The 18,987-nt window shown below is 49.5% G+C and carries 12 protein-coding genes; 6 read left to right on the top strand and 6 right to left on the bottom strand.

Annotated features, from left to right (window positions below):
- The first annotated feature begins 63 nt into the window (after positions 1-63).
- Entirely contained in the window at positions 64-4,356 is a 4,293-nt protein-coding gene (locus ABH897_RS21175) for a S8 family serine peptidase (protein ID WP_404592672.1), read from the top strand.
- A gap of 60 nt (positions 4,357-4,416) precedes the next feature.
- On the opposite strand, the gene ABH897_RS21170 is transcribed toward ABH897_RS21175, so the two are convergent.
- Complete coding sequence (locus ABH897_RS21170) at positions 4,417-5,907, bottom strand: sensor histidine kinase (protein ID WP_283654256.1); 1,491 nt, start codon at positions 5,905-5,907, stop codon at positions 4,417-4,419.
- Positions 5,904-6,590, bottom strand: a complete 687-nt coding sequence (locus ABH897_RS21165) for a response regulator transcription factor (protein WP_283654255.1) — start codon at positions 6,588-6,590, stop codon at positions 5,904-5,906. Before ABH897_RS21165 ends, ABH897_RS21170 begins: the two co-directional genes overlap by 4 nt.
- A 287-nt stretch (positions 6,591-6,877) precedes the next feature.
- Between ABH897_RS21165 and ABH897_RS21160 the strand changes: the two genes are divergently transcribed.
- From ABH897_RS21160 to ABH897_RS21140, 5 genes are all read left to right on the top strand, one after another.
- Positions 6,878-9,214, top strand: a complete 2,337-nt coding sequence (locus ABH897_RS21160; protein ID WP_404592671.1) for a glycosyltransferase family 39 protein — start codon at positions 6,878-6,880, stop codon at positions 9,212-9,214.
- Between the two features lie 17 nt (positions 9,215-9,231).
- Complete coding sequence (locus ABH897_RS21155) at positions 9,232-10,323, top strand: glycosyltransferase family 2 protein (RefSeq protein ID WP_404592670.1); 1,092 nt, start codon at positions 9,232-9,234, stop codon at positions 10,321-10,323.
- Between the two features lie 3 nt (positions 10,324-10,326).
- A complete protein-coding gene (locus ABH897_RS21150) occupies positions 10,327-10,749 on the top strand; it encodes a GtrA family protein (RefSeq protein ID WP_404592669.1) in 423 nt (140 codons plus the stop codon).
- Positions 10,746-11,621: a UTP--glucose-1-phosphate uridylyltransferase GalU gene (gene galU / locus ABH897_RS21145; protein WP_404592668.1), complete on the top strand. Its 876-nt coding sequence runs from the start codon at positions 10,746-10,748 to the stop codon at positions 11,619-11,621. The genes ABH897_RS21150 and galU overlap by 4 nt, the downstream gene beginning before the upstream one ends.
- A gap of 174 nt (positions 11,622-11,795) precedes the next feature.
- Positions 11,796-12,623, top strand: a complete 828-nt coding sequence (locus tag ABH897_RS21140; RefSeq protein ID WP_404592667.1) for a class I SAM-dependent methyltransferase — start codon at positions 11,796-11,798, stop codon at positions 12,621-12,623.
- Positions 12,624-12,795: 172 nt separating this feature from the next.
- Here the strand turns inward: ABH897_RS21140 and ABH897_RS21135 are convergent, their stop codons facing one another.
- The 4 genes from ABH897_RS21135 to arfA form a co-directional block, all read right to left on the bottom strand.
- The gene (locus ABH897_RS21135; RefSeq protein ID WP_404521641.1) at positions 12,796-13,542 is read right to left on the bottom strand and encodes a glycerophosphodiester phosphodiesterase; all 747 of its coding nucleotides are present in this window, start codon (positions 13,540-13,542) and stop codon (positions 12,796-12,798) included.
- 88 nt (positions 13,543-13,630) lie between these two features.
- On the bottom strand, positions 13,631-14,692 hold the full coding sequence (locus ABH897_RS21130; protein WP_283654249.1) for a hypothetical protein: 1,062 nt from the start codon (positions 14,690-14,692) through the stop codon (positions 13,631-13,633).
- Between the two features lie 26 nt (positions 14,693-14,718).
- Positions 14,719-16,566, bottom strand: a complete 1,848-nt coding sequence (locus ABH897_RS21125; protein WP_404592666.1) for an HSP90 family protein — start codon at positions 16,564-16,566, stop codon at positions 14,719-14,721.
- Between the two features lie 420 nt (positions 16,567-16,986).
- Positions 16,987-18,501 carry an arabinosylfuranosidase ArfA gene (gene arfA, locus ABH897_RS21120; protein WP_404592665.1) on the bottom strand — a complete coding sequence of 505 codons (1,515 nt, stop codon included), beginning with the start codon at positions 18,499-18,501 and terminating at the stop codon, positions 16,987-16,989.
- Positions 18,502-18,987: the final 486 nt, after the last annotated feature.

Raw genomic sequence — 18,987 nt, 5'->3', positions numbered from 1 at the left:
CGGCAGTGACTTCAAATCCTAGTATGTAGACAAATCATATTTTGATTGAAAAGAGGGAAATCTTTGAAAAATCCGATCATTTCGAAAAAAATTCCTGTCGTAACACTCGCTCTTGCCTTGATGGTAAGCTTGTCTCTTCCGTCTGTCAGTTCTGCCGCTACCGTAGACCTGCAAACTCGTTCATTTTTAGAAGCACAGGAAGCTTTGACTTCCGAAGCGACTCCGGCGTTCATTTCACCCGAGCTGAATACCACTTCCTCCCAGCAGGTCAGAGTCATCGTGCAGCTTGATGGTGAGCCACTAGCCGTGGACCAATATGCGGCACGGTCGGGTAACCAGACTTTCACGGCACGATCCGAGCAAAAAGCGGAATCGGCTATCGTCAATGAGCAAACAACGTTCGTGGACAAAGCAGCACAGAACGGTATTCCGCTCCAAGTGAATTACAAGTACAATACGGTACTTAACGGTTTGGAGATTACGCTGCCAGCCAATAAAATTCCGGAACTGGCAAAGCTGCCAGGTGTAAAATCCATCCACGAAAACAAAACGTATTATTCCATCCCCGTACAGGACCCGCCAGCACTCACCGTCAGCGAAGCAACGTATGATAACGCACCGCTGGATCAAATTGGCGTTCCTGAAGCCTGGGCTAAAGGTTTGACAGGCGAAGGGATTAAGGTCGGGGTTATTGATACCGGGATCGATTATGAGCACCCGGATTTGAAAGCAGCTTACAAAGGTGGATATGACTCTTTTGAGCAGGACAATGATCCTTACGAGGAGCCTTTCCTTGAAAAAGAGAATGACCCGTACGGCACAGGTTTTGCCGGAACAACACACGGTACACACGTCTCCGGTACGATTGCTGGCCAGGCCGCTAATAAAACGGCAGATATTGTACAAAAGGGTATTGCCTATAAATCGGACTTATACGTGTATAAAGTACTTGGACGTAATACCAAGACGGGGCGTTCCTCCGGTTCCTCCGCACAGGTCATTGACGGTATTGAACGCGCTGTCAAGGATGGCATGAACGTGATTAACCTGTCCCTCGGCTCAGACTCCGAGAAGGACCCGAACTCCCCGGACTCCATTGCCATCAATAATGCGGTGCTTTCCGGTGTAGTTGCTGTCATTGCGAATGGTAATGCGGCACAAGACGGGAATTATTATTATTCAATGGGTTCCCCTGCCTCATCCCAGTTGGCCATTTCCGTCGGTGCGGCAACCTCGCCAAGCAAAAGCTTTTCAGGCACAGCTTCAGTTACCCGTGATTCCTATTGGGAAGCGAATGGTGAATTGAAGAAAACAGTAACCGCTGATGCTTATGCACATTACGGGTTTAATCTGTTGGGCTGGGGAACAGGCCAAGAGGATTTTGCTTCAATTATGGGAACTGCCCCTTATGAACTGGTATATGCAAATTTGGGGCAGCCTGATGATTTTGAAGGAAAAGATGTAGCCGGAAAAATTGTCCTCGTGTCACGTGGAAGCCTGGCATTCGTGGATAAAATTGCAAATGCAAAAGAAAACGGCGCAAAGGCCGTAATCATTTTTAACGGGAGAGCAAAAACGACTGACATCATGCAGGCTGATTTGACAGACTCCATTCCGAGTCTAGATAGCTACGTAAACGCTAACCAGGGCGACAGCTTTGATTTTATTCCGACCTTTGATATGAAAGGTAAGGAAGGTCGCGCGCTGGCTAAACAACTCGTCGACAACGCCGGAGAGAAGTTCTCTGTCTCCTTCGGAAAGGATTATATTCGCACAGATAATGCAGGCAACACGATGGCTGGATTCAGCTCCCGTGGGCCGAACGGCGACGAGCTGCTTAGCATCAAGCCGGATGTGAGTGCACCGGGGGTCGGCATTTTGTCAACCTATCCTGCTTTCGCCAAGTTCTATCCGGATGCTTCTTATGATCATGCTTACAAACGTAGCAACGGAACCAGTATGGCTTCTCCGCATGTAGCCGGACTTGCTGTATTGCTGAAGCAGCAGCATCCAAACTGGACGCCGTTCGATATCCGTGCTGCTCTGGCGAACACGTCGGATACGCTTTACGATGAGGATCAAATCCAATACGATGTGTATTCCCAAGGTGCAGGACTTGTAAACATCGCCAATGCGATTCAGACACCAGCCCTGCTGGAAACTGTTGAAAAGATTACGATTCTCGATAAGAACTTCAATCGGCAGGAGGTCGTGAACTACAATCCTTCCGCCAGCTTCGGGGTGTTAAAACCAGGCAGTGATGCGAAGCAAATTCAATTGCAGCTCAAAAATCTGTCCGCTAACAGCGTACAGTATGAAGCCAGCTACATTTTGCATGATCATGTAACCTCTGATCCCAAGAACCCGATTGTCACGCCTGACGTGAGCAATATCGCTGTTCAGTTGCAAGGTGTCGGCACGAATGGAGCGATCTCGGCAGAAGCGGGTAAATCCCAACCGTTCTTCCTGTCCGTGCAGCCAAGCTCAAGTGCAGCTACAGGCGTATATGAGGGAGAAGTCATCCTGAAAAGCGCCGGACTACCTACCTTGCATCTGCCGTTCGTCGTTCATGTTGGCAAGGAAAATCCGACTACAGGCTTCGGCTTGCAGGACCTGAGTGTAACCAACCCGATTATTTACCCGAATCGTACAGGTGCCCAACGCTCAACAGATCTCGCTTTCCGCCTGACCACGGATAAAACGAACCAAATTGCGCTCTATGTATATGGCATAGATGATAAGTTGATTGGTCTTATTAATGGAATTACGACTCCTAAGGAGCAAGGAGTTAACGCCCGTCTCAAGCAAGGCGCATACTCCTTCAAGGACATTGACGGAAGCTATGTCGAATACGATGCTAACGGAAAACCTGTTCTGGATGCCAGCGGTCAGCCCGTTATTCAGCATTTGAAGGACGGTGTGTATAAGCTGGAGGTTAATTCGCCGGAACTGAATGCGAAAGGCGAAGTCGAGACCAATACTGACGGTCCTAAATTTTTCAGCGCTATGAAGGCCATTCGCGTCGACAATAGTGCCGCTTCCGGCAGCAGTAGCGGTGGAGGAAGTGGTGGAGGTGGCGGCAGAAGTAATACTACACCTTCCGCTTCAACCACCACATCCACCCCTGTCGCTACATCTGCACCTTCACTTCAATCCGTAGTGAAGCAAGGACAGGCGGTAAAAGCGGTAGCCACAACTGTCGTGGTTAACAACAATGTACAGTCACTGACTGTAACCGATGCAGATTTGCAGGCTACTGTGACGGCAGCAGGCTCCAGCCCAATAGCCATTGTCCTGTCGGCCAGTAGCCAAGCGGGTCAAACGACCAAAGCAGCGCTGACTTCTGCCCAACTGACAACACTGGGCAAGGCTGCGGCAGGAAGCAGCCTGATTGTGAGCAACACAGGATCTTCCCTGGCTTTGCCGATATCCGCATTGAAAAATGCTCCTGCCGGTGCAGGCATTGAAGTGGTAATCAGCAGCCAGGTACAGGAAAGCAACACATTTACGAGCAAGCTGAAAGGGGCGACTGTGATTGGCACCCCTGTAGGGTTTGAAGCTAATGTTGTCACTGGAGGCAAGAGCGAACCGCTTAAAGTTGCGCCAGGACAGTTCATTAGTCGTTCCTTCACCGTACCTGGCCAAATTGAGCCGAATACAGCCGGTGTTCTCTATACAGCTAACGGAAATGTCTACCCGGTTCCATCCGTCTTTACCAAGCAGGCAGATGGATCAACAGTCGTTAAGGTAAGCCGTCCGGGCTTCTCGACGTATGCAGCGGCGACTCGTCCCGTTAGCTTTGAAGATATTTCATCGTCGTATGCTCAATCCGAGATTCAGTCGCTTGCGAACAAGCTGCTGATCAACGGCACCACAGACACGGCCTTCTCACCGAAGAAGAACGTGACACGTGCGGAATTTGCAGCCTTGGTAACCCGGGCTCTTGGCCTGACACCGGGTACTGCCGCACCATTCGGCGATATTCCAGCAGGTAGCTGGTATTCTGGCGATGTGGCAGCCGCTTATGAGGCCGGATTGATCACAGGTCGCAGCGGCGACAAATTCGATCCGAACGCTAACATCAGTCGGCAGGAAATTGCTGTCGTGCTGAGCAAGGCAGTAGATCTGCTCCAGATCAAAGCGTCTGTCGATGGCCCTGCGCGCACACCGTATCATGATGCTTCATCTTTTGCAGGCTATGCCAAGGATAGCATTGAAAAAGTGAGCGCAGCAGGCATTATCAACGGGGAAACCATCAAAGGCTCCTCCTACTTCCAGCCGGATGCACCTACAACGCGTGAAGCATCTGCCAAGGTGCTGCATGTGCTTTTACAAAAGGCTGCATTGATTAACTAACCCAAAAGCCTCCCGAGCCGCGTTATAGACAACGTCACGGTTCGGGAGGCTGCTTTTATGTTATACCGTCCCCGCTAACGGTAGCGCAACCTTGAATACACTACCTTCTCCCGGCGTACTTGCAGCGGTGATTTTCCCGCCGTGTGCTTCCACAATGGACTGTGTAATCGCCAGACCAAGACCAGCTCCGCCCGAGCTGCGTGTACGTGACTCATCTCCACGGTAAAAGCGTTCAAAAATCCGCTCCAACTGCTCTTTGCTCATACCTGGCCCGTTATCCCGAATCTGAATATCCGCCAGCTTTTTCCCGGCAGACAAGTTTACATGGATCACACCTCTTTCCATATCTGTATGCTGAACAGCATTATGGAACAGGTTGAGCATGACCTGCTTGATTTTATCCCCTTCCGCCAGCACTCTCACACCCGCCGTCATATCAAAAATCACTCTTCGCTTGCCCGCCAGCATCAGAAGCTGCGGCTTCATTTCCAGCAGCAACGTATCCAGCGACATATCTTCCAGCTTCAATTCGGGCGTCCGGTCCAACTTAGCCAGCAGCAGTAAATCGGAGACAAGCTTATTCATCCGCTTGGATTCACCATACATACTCTCCAATGCAGATTGAAGCTGCTTAGGATTAGATGCCGCTCCACGAAGCAGCACCTCCAAAAAACCGTGAATTGACGTAAGCGGGGTGCGCAGTTCATGGGAAGCATCGGCAATAAACCGTCTCATCTGCATCTGCAACTCACGCTCGGCAGCAAAAGAATGCTCCAGCCGTTCCAGCATCCCGTTAAAGGATACCGCCAAACGGTCCACCTCATACTGCCCCTGCTCTGCGTCAAAGCGCTCGGCCAGATTACCCGCATCAATGCGTTTGACCGCCTCAACCATCCTCGAAAGAGGCACCAACGTGCGCCGCAGCACTGGAAGCATGAGTGCCAGACCAATTGCAAGTGCAATCAGAGATAGCAAAATGAAGGTGCGCAACTGGTTAATCAGCTGCTCTTGCATGGAAGTTGTGGATACACCCATTTGAAGCAGCCCATTCGAATGGTCAGGCGGACCGAGCGGACGGAATACGACCAGTTGCTCGTTCCCTTGGGCATCCGTGAGCAATTGATAGCCATAACGCATGTGCTTGTTTTGCTGCATCGAAATATACTGCGGAGTGGTGAGCCTCGGCGGCGTAAGTCCATTTTCGTTAGACAGGCTCGTAAAGGCTCCAGCTGTATCTATGGAAGCAAGCGACATATCCGGCCAAAACAGAAACGGCCTCGGTCGGTTATCCTTCCGATTGGTTCCTTCTTTGGGGGTGGAGCTTCCGCTCTTCTCCTGCGAATCTTTAATCAATAAATCGGCAGGAATTGAACCTAACTGCGTACCCATCGCATCCGCCCGACTGCGATACAGAAAATCCTTCATCAGGAAATATTGTAAAAATCCAATCAAGACGAGCAGCAGAGCCAAAATAAGCAACGTTCTGGCCAAAAGCTGGGAGCGGAGAGAACGGAGCGCAGTTCTTCTCCGACTTTTCCCCGCCGCCTTCATAGCAAGTCCACCCGGTACCCAACACCACGCAGCGTACGAATGACCCGATGCTCCTTGTCTTTGAGCTTTTCACGTAAGGAGCGAATATACACCTCGACAATATTGTCCTCGCCCCCAAAATCGTACCCCCATACTCGATCCAGAATTCGACTTTTACTAAGAACAATCCCGTGATTCAACACCAAAAACTTCAATAGTTCATATTCGGTAGGCGACAGCTCCAGCACCTGATTTTGGTAGCGAATTTCCTTTCGTCGATCATCCACCTGAAAGGGTCCGTGAACCACTTCTCCGAGCAGATCGGGAAACTGATTGCGCAGACGCGCTTCAATCCGGGCCAGCAGTTCATTAAAACTAAAGGGCTTCACGACATAATCGTCCGCGCCCAGTTTTAATCCTTTTACCCGATCATCCACATCATCCTTGGCTGTCAGCATAATAACTGCAATGTTATCCTCTGTCTCCTTGAGACATTGGCATACCTCAAAGCCGTTCATTTCAGGCATCATAACATCCAGCACTGCAACATGCGGGCGAAACTCTTTTGCTAAATCCAGTGCATCACTGCCGTTTTCAGCTGTTTTAACCTCATAGCCTTCATTAATCAGCCCAAGCTCCAAAAATTGCAAAATGTGCGGCTCATCGTCCGCTAGCATAATTTTAACCCCGTGTATCGGATTCATCGGTTATCTTCCCTTTCATGAAACCACTTTTTTTCTTAATAAAAGATCGATTCATCTTCACCTGTATCTAATATACCTGAATATTTACGTAAAAAAAGCATCCCTATCCAGCTTTCAGCTAACATTCAGGGAGCGCTCATAACCATTTCAGCTACGTCAGGCATGATAATAGCAAGCCGGTAGTTCACCGGGCCCAAGATCGGAAGTGGCTGATCATTCCACAGTCCTGAAGATAGCGGCTAGTGCAACGGAAAATACAAAGAAATTTCACAGGGAGTGGAATGTACATGATTAAGAAATGGTTCAAGAGCAGGGCGGACGTCCCCCTCATCATCATCATGCTGATATCCGCGATTTTGAACGGATACAACATCTGGCAAGACAAATATGTTAACACCTACTACACGACGGCCGTAGCAAGCATGCTAGAAAACTTTCACAACTTCTTCTTTGCCTCACTCGATTCGGCCGGATCGGTAACGGTAGACAAACCGCCCGTCGTGTTCTGGATTCAGACCGCGAGCGCCTATATATTCGGGCTTCACGGCTGGAGCGTTATTCTGCCGCAAGCGCTCGCTCAGGTCGGGTCGGTATTGCTCGTTTACCTGCTCGTCAAGCCGAGCTTCGGTACGATGGCCGCTCGATTGGCCGCCTTCGCTATGGCAACTACACCAATTGCAGTAGCGGTCAGCCGCACCAATAACATTGATGCGATGCTGGTTTTCACACTACTGCTCGCAACATGGTTGCTGTTCAGAGGCATTAGAAACCACAAAATGGGACCGATCCTCTGGGCTTTCGCAGTCGTAGGTATCGCCTTTAACGAAAAAATGCTTCAAGCCTATATGATTGTTCCCGCTTTGGGACTCTTCTACCTGCTGGCCTCCAAGTTTAACTGGAAGCGAAAAGCGATAACACTGGCAGCATCGGCAGTCGTTCTCGTGGCCGTGTCGCTCTCTTGGGCAGTCGTGGTCGACTCCACTCCGGCAGACCAGCGCCCTTATATGGGAAGCAGCGGTACGAACTCCGTACTGAATCTGGCCTTTGGCTATAACGGCCTGTCCCGTCTGACGGGAAACCAAGGAACAGGCGGGGGCGCTGGTGGCAGTCAACGCTCGGAGTGGAAACAAAACGCTTCAACCAGCAGCAATACCAATTCGGATCAAGCTCAAGCAACTACATCAACGGATAGCACTACAACAGGCGCTTCCAGTACCGATGGCACATCATCATACGGCAACGGCGCTGGTGGCCAAATGCCGCCGGGCGGATTTGGCGGTAACGGTCAAGGCGGTCCGGGCGGTGGTCAGGGTGGACCTGGTGGAAATTCTGGTGGCGGCATGTTCGGCACTGGTGAAAAGGGACCTTTACGGTTGTTCCAAGCTGCCCTGTCAGGTCAGGCCAGCTGGCTGCTCCCATTCGCATTGATTGCTTCAATTGGTCTGCTTGCAAGCATTCGACGCCGTAATATCACGCAAAAACACAAAGAGGTCATCTTCTGGCTGGCCTGGCTGATTCCCGTAGCTGCATTTTTCAGCGTAGCCGGTTTCTTCCATCATTATTACCTGATTATGCTCGCACCACCAATTGCAGCGCTCTTCGGAGCCGGATTCGTGGAATTATGGGAGCAATATCGTGAGCGTTCCGGCTGGCTCTCCTGGCTGTTACCCGCAGCGGTACTGGCAACCTCGGTGTTTAGCTGGTTCGTCCTGCAAAATTACAACGACACCATTGGCAGTGGCTGGTCCATCGCCGTATTGATCCTCGGTATCATAGGCACGGCGCTACTGGTAGTAGCACGATTGAAATCTGAGAAGTTCACGAGATATGCCATCATTGCAAGTGTACTCGCAATGTTCATCGGCCCTGTGTACTGGGCATTGACGCCAATTACCTACGGGGGGAACAGCATGATTCCACAAGCCGGACCGTCTCAATTTGGCGGCGGTGGAGACGGTGGCGGAATGCCGGGAGGTAATTTGGGCAACCGAGGCCAGGGTACAAATGGGCAACAAGCTGAAGGAACTCAAACGAATAACCAAACCAACAATGCAGAGCAATCCAGCTCTGATGGTATTACTTCAAGCACAGGAACAAGCACAGACAGAGAACAGAGATCTTCTACCCGCTCCAGAGGAATGGGTGGACCAAACGGTAGTCAAAGCTTGGACAGCAAAACGCTGAGCTATTTACAAAAGCATAACACAGGTGAAACCTACCTTTTCGCAGCAAGCAATTATTCAACAGCCGCTCCTTACATGATTGAAGCCGGGCAAAAAGTGATTATTATGAACGGCTTTGTATCCTCCGATCCGGTATATACCGTCGATAAGATCAAGGCGCTGGTGGAAAGCGGTCAAGTGAAGTACTTCATGATTTCTGGTGGAGGCGGCGGTGGACCGGATAGCGGTAACTCCGAAGTCACTGCATGGATCAAAGATCATGGCAAAGTGATTCCTACAGATGAATGGAAAACAACAACTGGCGAAACCAGTACCCATGCTGAAGCATCCGACAGCGGAAGCGACATCACGAACAGCAACTCGAACGCTCAGGATGGTCAAGGCGGACCTGGCGGAGACGAACGTGGCGGAAGCGGTACTTTATACGAAATCACATTTTAAATAAGGAGGAACTACTAATGAGTGAACAAATCCGTTATTCCATAGTTATTCCGATGTACAACGAGGAAGCCGTCATTACCGAAACCTATCGGCGGCTGAAACAAGTCATGGGCTCGATGGGCGAGCCCTACGAACTGATATTCGTAAATGACGGCAGTTCGGACCGCAGCGTCCAGTTGATCAAGGAATTCAGTCTCAGAGACGATACCATAGTATTGATTGATTTCTCCCGTAATTTCGGTCATCAGCTAGCGATTACCGCCGGGATGGATTATGCGGTGGGAGAGGCGGTCGTCGTTATTGACGCCGACCTCCAGGACCCGCCGGAACTGATCGTTGAGATGGCCAACAAATGGAAGGAAGGCTATGAGGTAGTCTACGCCAAACGGCTGAAACGCAATGGCGAAACCCGCTTCAAAAAGTGGTCTGCCAGTCTCTTCTACCGTGTATTGAAAGCATCGACGGATATTAATATCCCGGTAGACACCGGCGATTTCCGCATGATGGATCGCAAGGTAATAGACGAATTGAAACGGCTGCCGGAAAATAATCGGTTTGTCCGTGGACTCGTTAGCTGGATCGGCTTCAAGCAGACGGCTGTTGAATATGAGCGCGATGAGCGGCTCGCAGGTGAAACCAAGTATCCGCTGAAACGCATGATCAAGCTCAGTCTGGACGGAATCACATCCTTTTCCATTAAACCGCTCAAGCTGGCAGGTTATATCGGCGCACTCCTGTCCATGTCCGGCTTCCTGTATTTGATGTACGTATTGTTTCTCAACTTTTTCACCGATTCCTATGTCATGAAGGGCTGGTCGTCCATGATTAGCATCAGCCTGATTTTTGACGGAGTGATCCTGATCATTCTCGGTATCATGGGTGAATATGTTGGACGGATTTATGACGAAACCAAAGCCCGCCCGCTCTACATTGTCCGTGAACATCTGGGTGGACAATACGAAAACGGCCCGACCCATGCCATGAAGGCCCCTGAACAATGTGAATCCCTGTACATGCAAGGTTCCCGTGACAGCCTAATATCCGCCAGCCGCACAGTACGCGGCAACAGCGCAGTATATACCGGACCTAAATCCGGTCACGGAGCATAACCTATGAAAAGCCGCATGGCCCAGCTACTCCCTATGATCCGTTTTGGCATGGTAGGACTGGTGAATACGGGCGTAGATTATATCATTTTCATGCTGCTGGCTTGGGCCGGAGTTCCGGTTGTGTTGTCGCAGATCATTTCATATAGCTGCGGCACAGCCAACAGTTACATTTTGAACAGCAAATGGACATTCAACAAACAACCAGCACCCGATACTCATAAACGTCAATTGCCTAAATTTATCGTCATCAACCTGATCGTATTGGGACTGACCTCCTTATTATTACAAATGCTTCACAGTGGAACCGAGCTACCGCTTGCCGTATGCAAGCTGATCGCCACCGCAGCCGGAATGATTATCAACTATATCGGGAGCCGATACTGGGTATTCGGTTCCCCATCTCGAAAGGAAAGTGAATCTCTATGAAAAAAATTACAAAAGCCGTTATTCCTGCCGCCGGATTAGGAACTCGTTTTTTACCTGCTACTAAAGCTTTACCTAAAGAGATGCTTCCGATTGTCGATAAACCAGCTATTCAATATATTGTAGAAGAGGCCATCAAATCCGGGATTGAAAGCATCATTATCGTGACTGGACGTAATAAAAAAGCCATCGAGGATCATTTTGACAAGTCCGTAGAACTGGAGCAAGTGCTAGAGAGCAAAGGCAAGTATGATCTTCTGCGCGAGGTTCAAAGCATCGGGGGCAAAGCAGTCATTCACTATATCCGCCAAAAGGAACCCCTCGGTTTGGGACATGCGGTACGTTGTGCCCGTCAGTTTATTGGTGATGAGCCATTCGCTGTGTTGCTGGGCGATGATATTATGAATTCCTCCACTCCGGCGATTCGCCAAATGATGGATGTCTACGAAGCGACTGGCAAGCAAGTGGTCGGCGTACGCACAGTGGAAGAACAGGATGTAAGTAAATACGGCATTATTGACCCCATCCATCAGAACGGTCTTATTCATGAAGTCGGTGGACTTGTTGAAAAACCATCCTCTGCGGAGGCCCCTTCACGGCAAGCGGTCATTGGGCGGTATGTATTGGAGCCTTTCATTTTCTCAATATTGGAGAATCTGTCCACTGGTGCGGGCGGCGAATATCAACTGACAGATGCCCTCCATCAGGTAGCATTACAGAACCAACTTCTGGCACTAGAACTGGAAGGCACACGTTATGATATCGGTGATAAAGCAGGATACCTGGAAGCCGTACTCCACATGGGTATGCAGCGCGAGGATCTTCGTCCAATGCTTGATTCCATGATGCGCGAGTGGGCACTGGCTTCACGATAAATTAGGCACACAGGATTGCACCTATCCCCTCTTCCTGTGCATATTCTGATATCTGATCCATGTTGTGGAACCACAAGAGTAGATGGATAAACACATAAACCTGTACAATGTAAAAGTACAGTACCATCGGAATATGCTCGGCTGTCCGCCGAAATCAGGGAGGAAGAAGTCCATATGATACCTGAGGGGAATTTGCAAAGTAATGTAGACCGTTTCAACGGCTTTGCCGATGACTACGACCAACACCGTCCGGAAGCACCGTCGCTCGTTGTCGAGATCATTACCCGCTATCTGGAACGAAAAGTGGAGCTTGTGGCCGATATTGGCTGTGGAACAGGGCTTTCGACTTTCATTTGGAAAGAGACGGCCCGGCAAATTGTCGGCATCGAGCCCAACCCGGACATGAGAGGAAAAGCGCAGCGCAAACTGGAGACAGCAGGAGCGATAACTGCAGGCACCATCTCCTTCAAAAGCGGGTTCTCCAACAACCTGCCCTTTGAGGATGGAACTGTAGACGTCATCACCTGCTCTCAATCCTTTCACTGGATGGACCCCGACAGCACGCTCAGGGAAGCGGGCAGAGTTTTGGCTCAGGGCGGGGTATTCGCTGCCTTTGACTGCGATTGGCCTCCGGTGCTGCAATGGGGGATAGACCAAGCTTATGTACAGCTGATCGCCAAAGCAGATGAGATTCTGAATCGGGAAGCACCTGTAGAGCAGCAAGCCCATAAATGGAGCAAGGAACAGCATTTGCCTAATCTACAGCGCAGCGGACAATTCCGATATACCCGGGAGATTGTCTTCCATAACCATGAGCAGTGTGACGCAGCTCGTTATATAGGGCTTGTTCTTAGTCAAGGCGGTATACAAACGCTATTCAAACTCGGCAATCGAGCGCTTGATGAAGATTTGGCCCGCTTTGTGAAGCTCGTAGAAGATCATTTTCAGGACAGAACACTGGATATCCTGTTCAGCTATCGTATGCGGCTCGGCGTCAAATAGAAAGGAAACAAGATCATTGTGATGATATATTCTTCAGCTCAAGCCCAAAAAAGACTCTCCTTCGCCTCGTAAAAACGAGTGCGTACAGGAGAGTCTTTTGGCTTCAAAAAAATAGCCACACTCATGTCCCTGCGAATCTTAGTCGCAGTTCCGTGGTATCTTCGGCGTCGGCTTAGGAAGAGCGGACAGCCAATAGAGATGCCAAGCGATCAGGGTAGTCGGTGATAATACCACTCACCCCCGCCTCCAGCAGCCGCTTCATTTCTTCCGGCTCATTCACTGTCCACGGGTGATAGACTACACCTGCTGCCAGTGCCTCAGATACTCCCTCCGGTGTGACGGAATGCTTGTAAGCATGCAGTGCTGTGACCCCGAATCGGCTTGCATACTCCGCCGGGCGAACCATAATCTCGATATACAGCGCTCCCGTCCTGATCTCAGGGGCCAATTGCGCACAGAGCGCCAGTGATTCATGATTGAAGCTGGAGATAATCACCCGCTCCTCTAAACCGAAACGCCGTACAGCGGCAATCACCTCTTCCTCCATACCGGGATAGAGGTAAATGCTATTTTTCAATTCCAGATTAATGATTGCATCCGAAGCCTGCGCCAGCTCCAGCAGTTCATCCAGCAGCGGCACACGCTCACCCCGGAATTTCTCATCAAACCAGCCGCCTGCATCTAACCCATTCAGTTCTTCCAGTGTAATATCGCGTACATCCAGCGGGGAACCTGTCGTGCGTTCCAGCGATTCATCGTGAATAAGCACCAAATGCCCATCCCGGGTACGCTGCACATCCGTCTCTATGCCGGTTGCCCCCAGCTCCAAAGCGTGGCGGAACGCCGCCATCGTATTTTCAGGGCATACACCCGAAGCACCGCGATGTGCAAAATTAATAACTTTCTCGGTTACAGTCACTACATAACCCCTCCTGTCATTTCACAGGAACATTATACCGCCTCATTGTTTGGGCTGTATAAAATGTTCGTTACTGGTGCGTCTTCTTCTACGCGGTTTGAACAATTTTCCCGATCCAATCGGTATAAAACGTATTCCCGTTCCGTCGATCAAATGCTGCTGCCGCCGACTCTGCCAGTGGTCTGAAATACGCAATAATTTCTGTCAGCGTACGCTCCTCTTTGCCCCACTCCAAAGAAGCAGGCAGACGGATCAATCTACTATCACCCGAAGCATCGAGCTTTTGCAGCAGACCTACCATTGCCGCGTAAAAATACATTTGTTCCAGCCCGCTCTCATAATCCAGCGCCATATGCAAATGACGCTCTACCACTTCAATTCCCTTAACCGGGTCCGCAACCGCCAAATACTCGATATGCTCCGCTATGGTTTTCAGAAAATCACGGTCATCCCGAACCAGGCGATACCCGTTACGATGATGATCCTTCGCCTTGTCTGCTTCCCCTTGACGGTAAAGCGGCAATAGCACCTGTGAGAGCGTCACATGCGGCACTTCCGCGCATGTCATCCGTCCCGACAAAATCGGTTTGGCCACGGAAAGCGCCTGCTCGTCCTCTCCGGTCAAATAGTAAAACCGTACGATCTGGCTCTGCTCGCAGGCTTCACAATCACTCATGCTATCCCGTTCAATCGTACGAAAGGTATCCAGATACTGGCGTGCTTCATCCAGTCTCCCCATATCCATCGCGATACGGAACTTATAGTATTGATACGGACGCTCATTATACCCGTATTCGGCATAACGTTTGCGCATATCCTCGACAAGATCCTCCACCTGGGTTTTCGGTATATTGGGAAAGCTGCACACCTTGCCGAGAATCCATTTATAAGTCCACAGCAACTCTTGCTCATCATATTCGTCGGGGGTTTGATCAAATTGACCCAGTTGCCACGAAAAAGCGATCAGCGCCTTCAACGGATATCCATTAAAAATAGCGCAGTCCACAATTTCTCCCCGGACTTCGTAGGCGAGCTCCTTCAAACCGGAAGCATCCGCCAAGCGGGCCGCTTCCTCCAAAATCGCCAGCTTTGCCGCCCCACCGGGCAGATCCTGCGCCTGTTCCATCAAATCATATATCGTATCTTCCATTCGACTAGCCTCCTGTAATTATGCAATTACATGTTCTGTCCGTTCCCTAATCCCCAATTGATAAAATGCAGCACACTCCGGTTCATCAGCCCCAACTCACTCCGATTCATCGGATAGTGGCCCATCATAAGTGCGTTCACATACATCATTTCCGTTGCAGCCGTAATCATCTGTGTATCGGTAGCCTCAAAAATACGCGCCACCACCGGATTGTTCAGATTAAAATATAAGGTCGAGTAGCCCGCATTCTGCTGGACCCCGGCTTTCAGACTATCGAGTACATTGGAAAAAAGCGCCGTTGTTTCTTCGACGGTGTTTTCCATTGAACGCAAGGTTAGCGCATCCTGCGAAATGGTATATAGCACAGGCAAGCTCGCAGGCTCAAAACGCTTCAATTCAGTACGGCAGCGCATCGGTTGCAAAGCAGCATCCATGACGCGCAGCACGCTGTAATACTGCTCGCGCTCTTCCTGCGTCAGCCCGGTAAATGAAAGAGATACATCCTCGGGACTAAGCCGCTCGGCTTGCAGAGCAGGGTCGATCCAATGCAGCTTTTCCAAAATTTCCGTATCGTAAATATAGCCGCCATTGATCACCAGCATGGATTGCGCCGCCGCCACATGGGTAATCTGGCGATACTCATCAACCGTCGATGTGTAATGGAGCGGACGCCCGCCCGCCTCGCGGATCAGTTCACTCAGCTCCCGCCGCCCAAATGTACTTTCAAAGGAAAACCAGCGGTGCATAATCCGCAGAAATTCATCATCCTCCACCGCGAGCGCCTTCATGGAAAGCTCATGCAAACGAATCCAGTGCTGCAAGCGGTCTGGCTCATACTCCGCCATGCGTAGCAGCTCTTGCCGAATACAGGTTCCCAGTTCAGAACGAACACCGTCAAGCTGCTCATTTTCATAAAAATACTCACGTGATGCCGTCGGCTGCAATTCATCTGTCCAGATCAGGCTTTTAATGAAAAAAGCCCACTCCGGCAATACATTTTCTGCTTTGTCGGACACCAGCATATGCTTCAGATACACCCGATGCAGCCGCTTGCTGTTGAGATTAATGCTACGCGGCAAAATGAATGCAATCCCGCCTGTTCTGCCCGATGCCGTCCGCAGTGGAATAAAATCGCCAAAGCGCTCACCCATCAGGCGATAGCCCAAGTCCAGCACCTCACCGCGACGACTGCGCAATTGTTCCGGGTCCTGCATCCAATGGGTAGATGGAAGATTGACGCGCCTGGTCTCCCCGTCTACAGACAGCATGACCGGATATGGCAGCAACGCCCCATAATAAAATAGAGACTCCTCCACCTGAGCTGGCTCATAATAAAACTCGCTCCCCGGCTTGCAGCGCAAATAAATTTGCGTGCCTACAGGCAGTTCAGTCTCCAATCGACGGATCGTATACATTCCGTCCGGTTTCCCTCTCCATTCCATGGAGATGCCTTCCTTTACTGAACGCGTCAGCACCACAATTTCATCGCTCACCATAAAGCAAGACAGCAAGCCAATCCCAAATCGCCCGATAAATGATGTCTCCGAGGCCAGTAAATCTGCCCCCTTCTTCGAAGACTGGCCAATGATCGACAGAAAGCGGTGGATGTCTTCTTCCGACAGTCCAATGCCGTTATCCTGAATCATCAAAACCTGTTGTTCACCGGAGCCAGATAACTCCACGGTCACTTTACCTTCAAATCCTTTACTTTCAGCAGCAGTCTCCCCTAGCTCCTTGCGAGCCGTAATTGCGTCTGTTGCATTTTGCAGTACCTCGCGTATAAACACGCGTGGGCTGCTATATAAATGATTGGCCAAAATATCAATCATCCCGCCCAAGTTCACCTGAAAACGATATTCGTTCGTTTGACTCATACAGATCATTCCTTTCTGGAAATGCTACGACAATCCTTGGCTTTTGAATAAACCATCATGTAAATTATAACGTGGATTACAGACGGATTGTACACCCTGCATTTCAGATATCAATACGTTGACAACGCTATAATAGGGTCTTTTTTCACCTTGGCTGATCGTAAATGGGTCTAATTAACTTCATAAAAATGTATGTAATATGAGTGTATAGTTAATAAGTATCATCTTCGCTTAGTTAAATTTAGTAATTAAAATAATTTTTATTTAAAAATCAGCCTGTTCTTGTATCGCTATATCTGCTGAGGGACAAATGGCTCATTTTATACAAAGAGCCCGCATGGCTGCTCCTGTATACCCATACAAGAGAGAATGCGGGCTTTTTCAGGTACAGCCTGGACTGTACCTTTTGCAGAACACGGATTATTGAGACTTGGCGAGACGGATTACGTTCCACGAGGCTTTGCCCAAATGAGCTTTGACAATGCCATCGTCGAGCTTGGCATTACCGCCGTTATGAGGGGTAACCTTTTCTCCTGCCGGACTGTTGGTCGCTTTGAGATCGTCATGCTCCAGCACCGTATGCTCCACAATGCGATAGCCTTCGAAGCTGCGCACATCCACCGTCAGCTCCAACGACTCGGACAAGTGACGGTTTACCGCAAAGACGGTCAGAGCGTCTCCCTCTTCATCATAGACCACAGCGCTATCCAGATAAGGAACGTCTGTGAAATCCTTGGAATCGTATTTTTCCGAGTCCACCACGGGCATCAACGATACACCGCGACCATAACGGGATGCATGCAGATACGGATAGAAAATAGTCTGTTTCCATGCCTTTCCATTATTTTCAGTCATGATTGGCGCAATAACGTTGACTAATTGGGCAAGGCAAGCCATTTTCACACGGTCAGCATGACGCAGGAACGTAATGAGCATGCTGCCCACCAGCAGCGCATCCTCGAAGTTGTAAATATCCTCAAGCTGCGGCGGCGCCACAGACCACGGATCAATTTTGCTGTCCGCATCGTTGGAGTGGTACCACACATTCCATTCGTCGAAGCTGAGCATCATTTTTTTCTTGCTGCGCTTCTTCGCTTTGATATAGTCACAGGTCGAAATAACTGTATGAATAAAATGGTCCATATCCATGGAACGTGCCAAATAATTGGCCGTATCATTGTCGTGGTTGCCATAGTATTGATGCAGAGAAATATAGTCGGCTACCTCATAGGTATGATCCAGTGTCGTCGCTTCCCATTCAGGGAACGTCGGCATTGTCGAACTGGAACTGCCGCATGATACAAGCTCAATGTCAGGGTCAATCAGCTTCATTGCTTTTGCGGACTCTACCGCAAGGCGACCATACTCTTCCGCTGTCTTGTGTCCGATCTGCCATGGGCCATCCATTTCGTTGCCGAGACACCAGGTTTTAATCTTGTGCGGTTGCTCTACACCGTGACTGCGGCGTAGATCACTCCAGTAGGAACCGCCCGGATGGTTACAATATTCCACCAGATTACGTGCCGCATCAATCCCGCGCGTACCCAGATTAACCGCCATCATAACCTCTGAACCGATATCTTTCGCCCATTTGAAAAATTCGTTCGTACCCACTTCATTCGGCTCGACCGTTCTCCACGCCAGCTCTAGCTGTCTAGGTCTGGACGCGACAGGACCGACACCATCTTCCCAATTGTAACCCGATACAAAATTGCCGCCCGGATAACGTATAATAGGAACATCAAGCTGTTTCACCAGCTCTTTTACATCATTACGGAAACCGCTTTCATCACTAGTTGAATGAGTAGGCTCATAAATACCGCCATATACAGCACGCCCGAGATGCTCTACAAAAGAACCATAAATGCGTTTATCGACTTCAGCAATACGAAATGACTTGTCTACAATCATTTTTGCTTTTACAGCTGCTGCCACCTAAACCATCCTCTCTGAATGCGAAAATAAAATCCGTTGTACCTCTAAAACTAACAAGCCGTTTTATTTCAGCATTTTGCATCATTCGATTCCCAACGGTCGAAAGTACAATAGATAGACGAACTAAACCGTTTCGATCTATATATTGCTGATTTGAAATCGCTCTTGGGATTGTTGCAAAATGCTCATTTACGAATTTAATATAACACACCATAAATATCATGGTCAATATTATTATTAAATACTTAATGTATTTATTAACTATATTAATAAACGATAAGCAATTGGTTACGTTTAGCAAATAACTTCTTTCTTAAGTAAGGATTTTGCAAAAATCCGGGAAGCGGCCTGTAATGGAACGGCTGGAGTTGAATTTTGCAAAATCCTGAAGTAGCTATAGTTGTACAGCTGCGATCAAAATTTTACTAAAGAAAGTGGGATTGACAGAGGCAGGGCTGCATGAGAAAATGTACGCGCGTACACAAA

The sequence above is a fragment of the Paenibacillus sp. RC73 genome, assembly GCF_044908085.1.
Classification (GTDB): Bacteria; Bacillota; Bacilli; order Paenibacillales; family Paenibacillaceae; genus Paenibacillus; species Paenibacillus terrae_A.
This window is presented reverse-complemented; position numbering and strand designations above follow the sequence as displayed.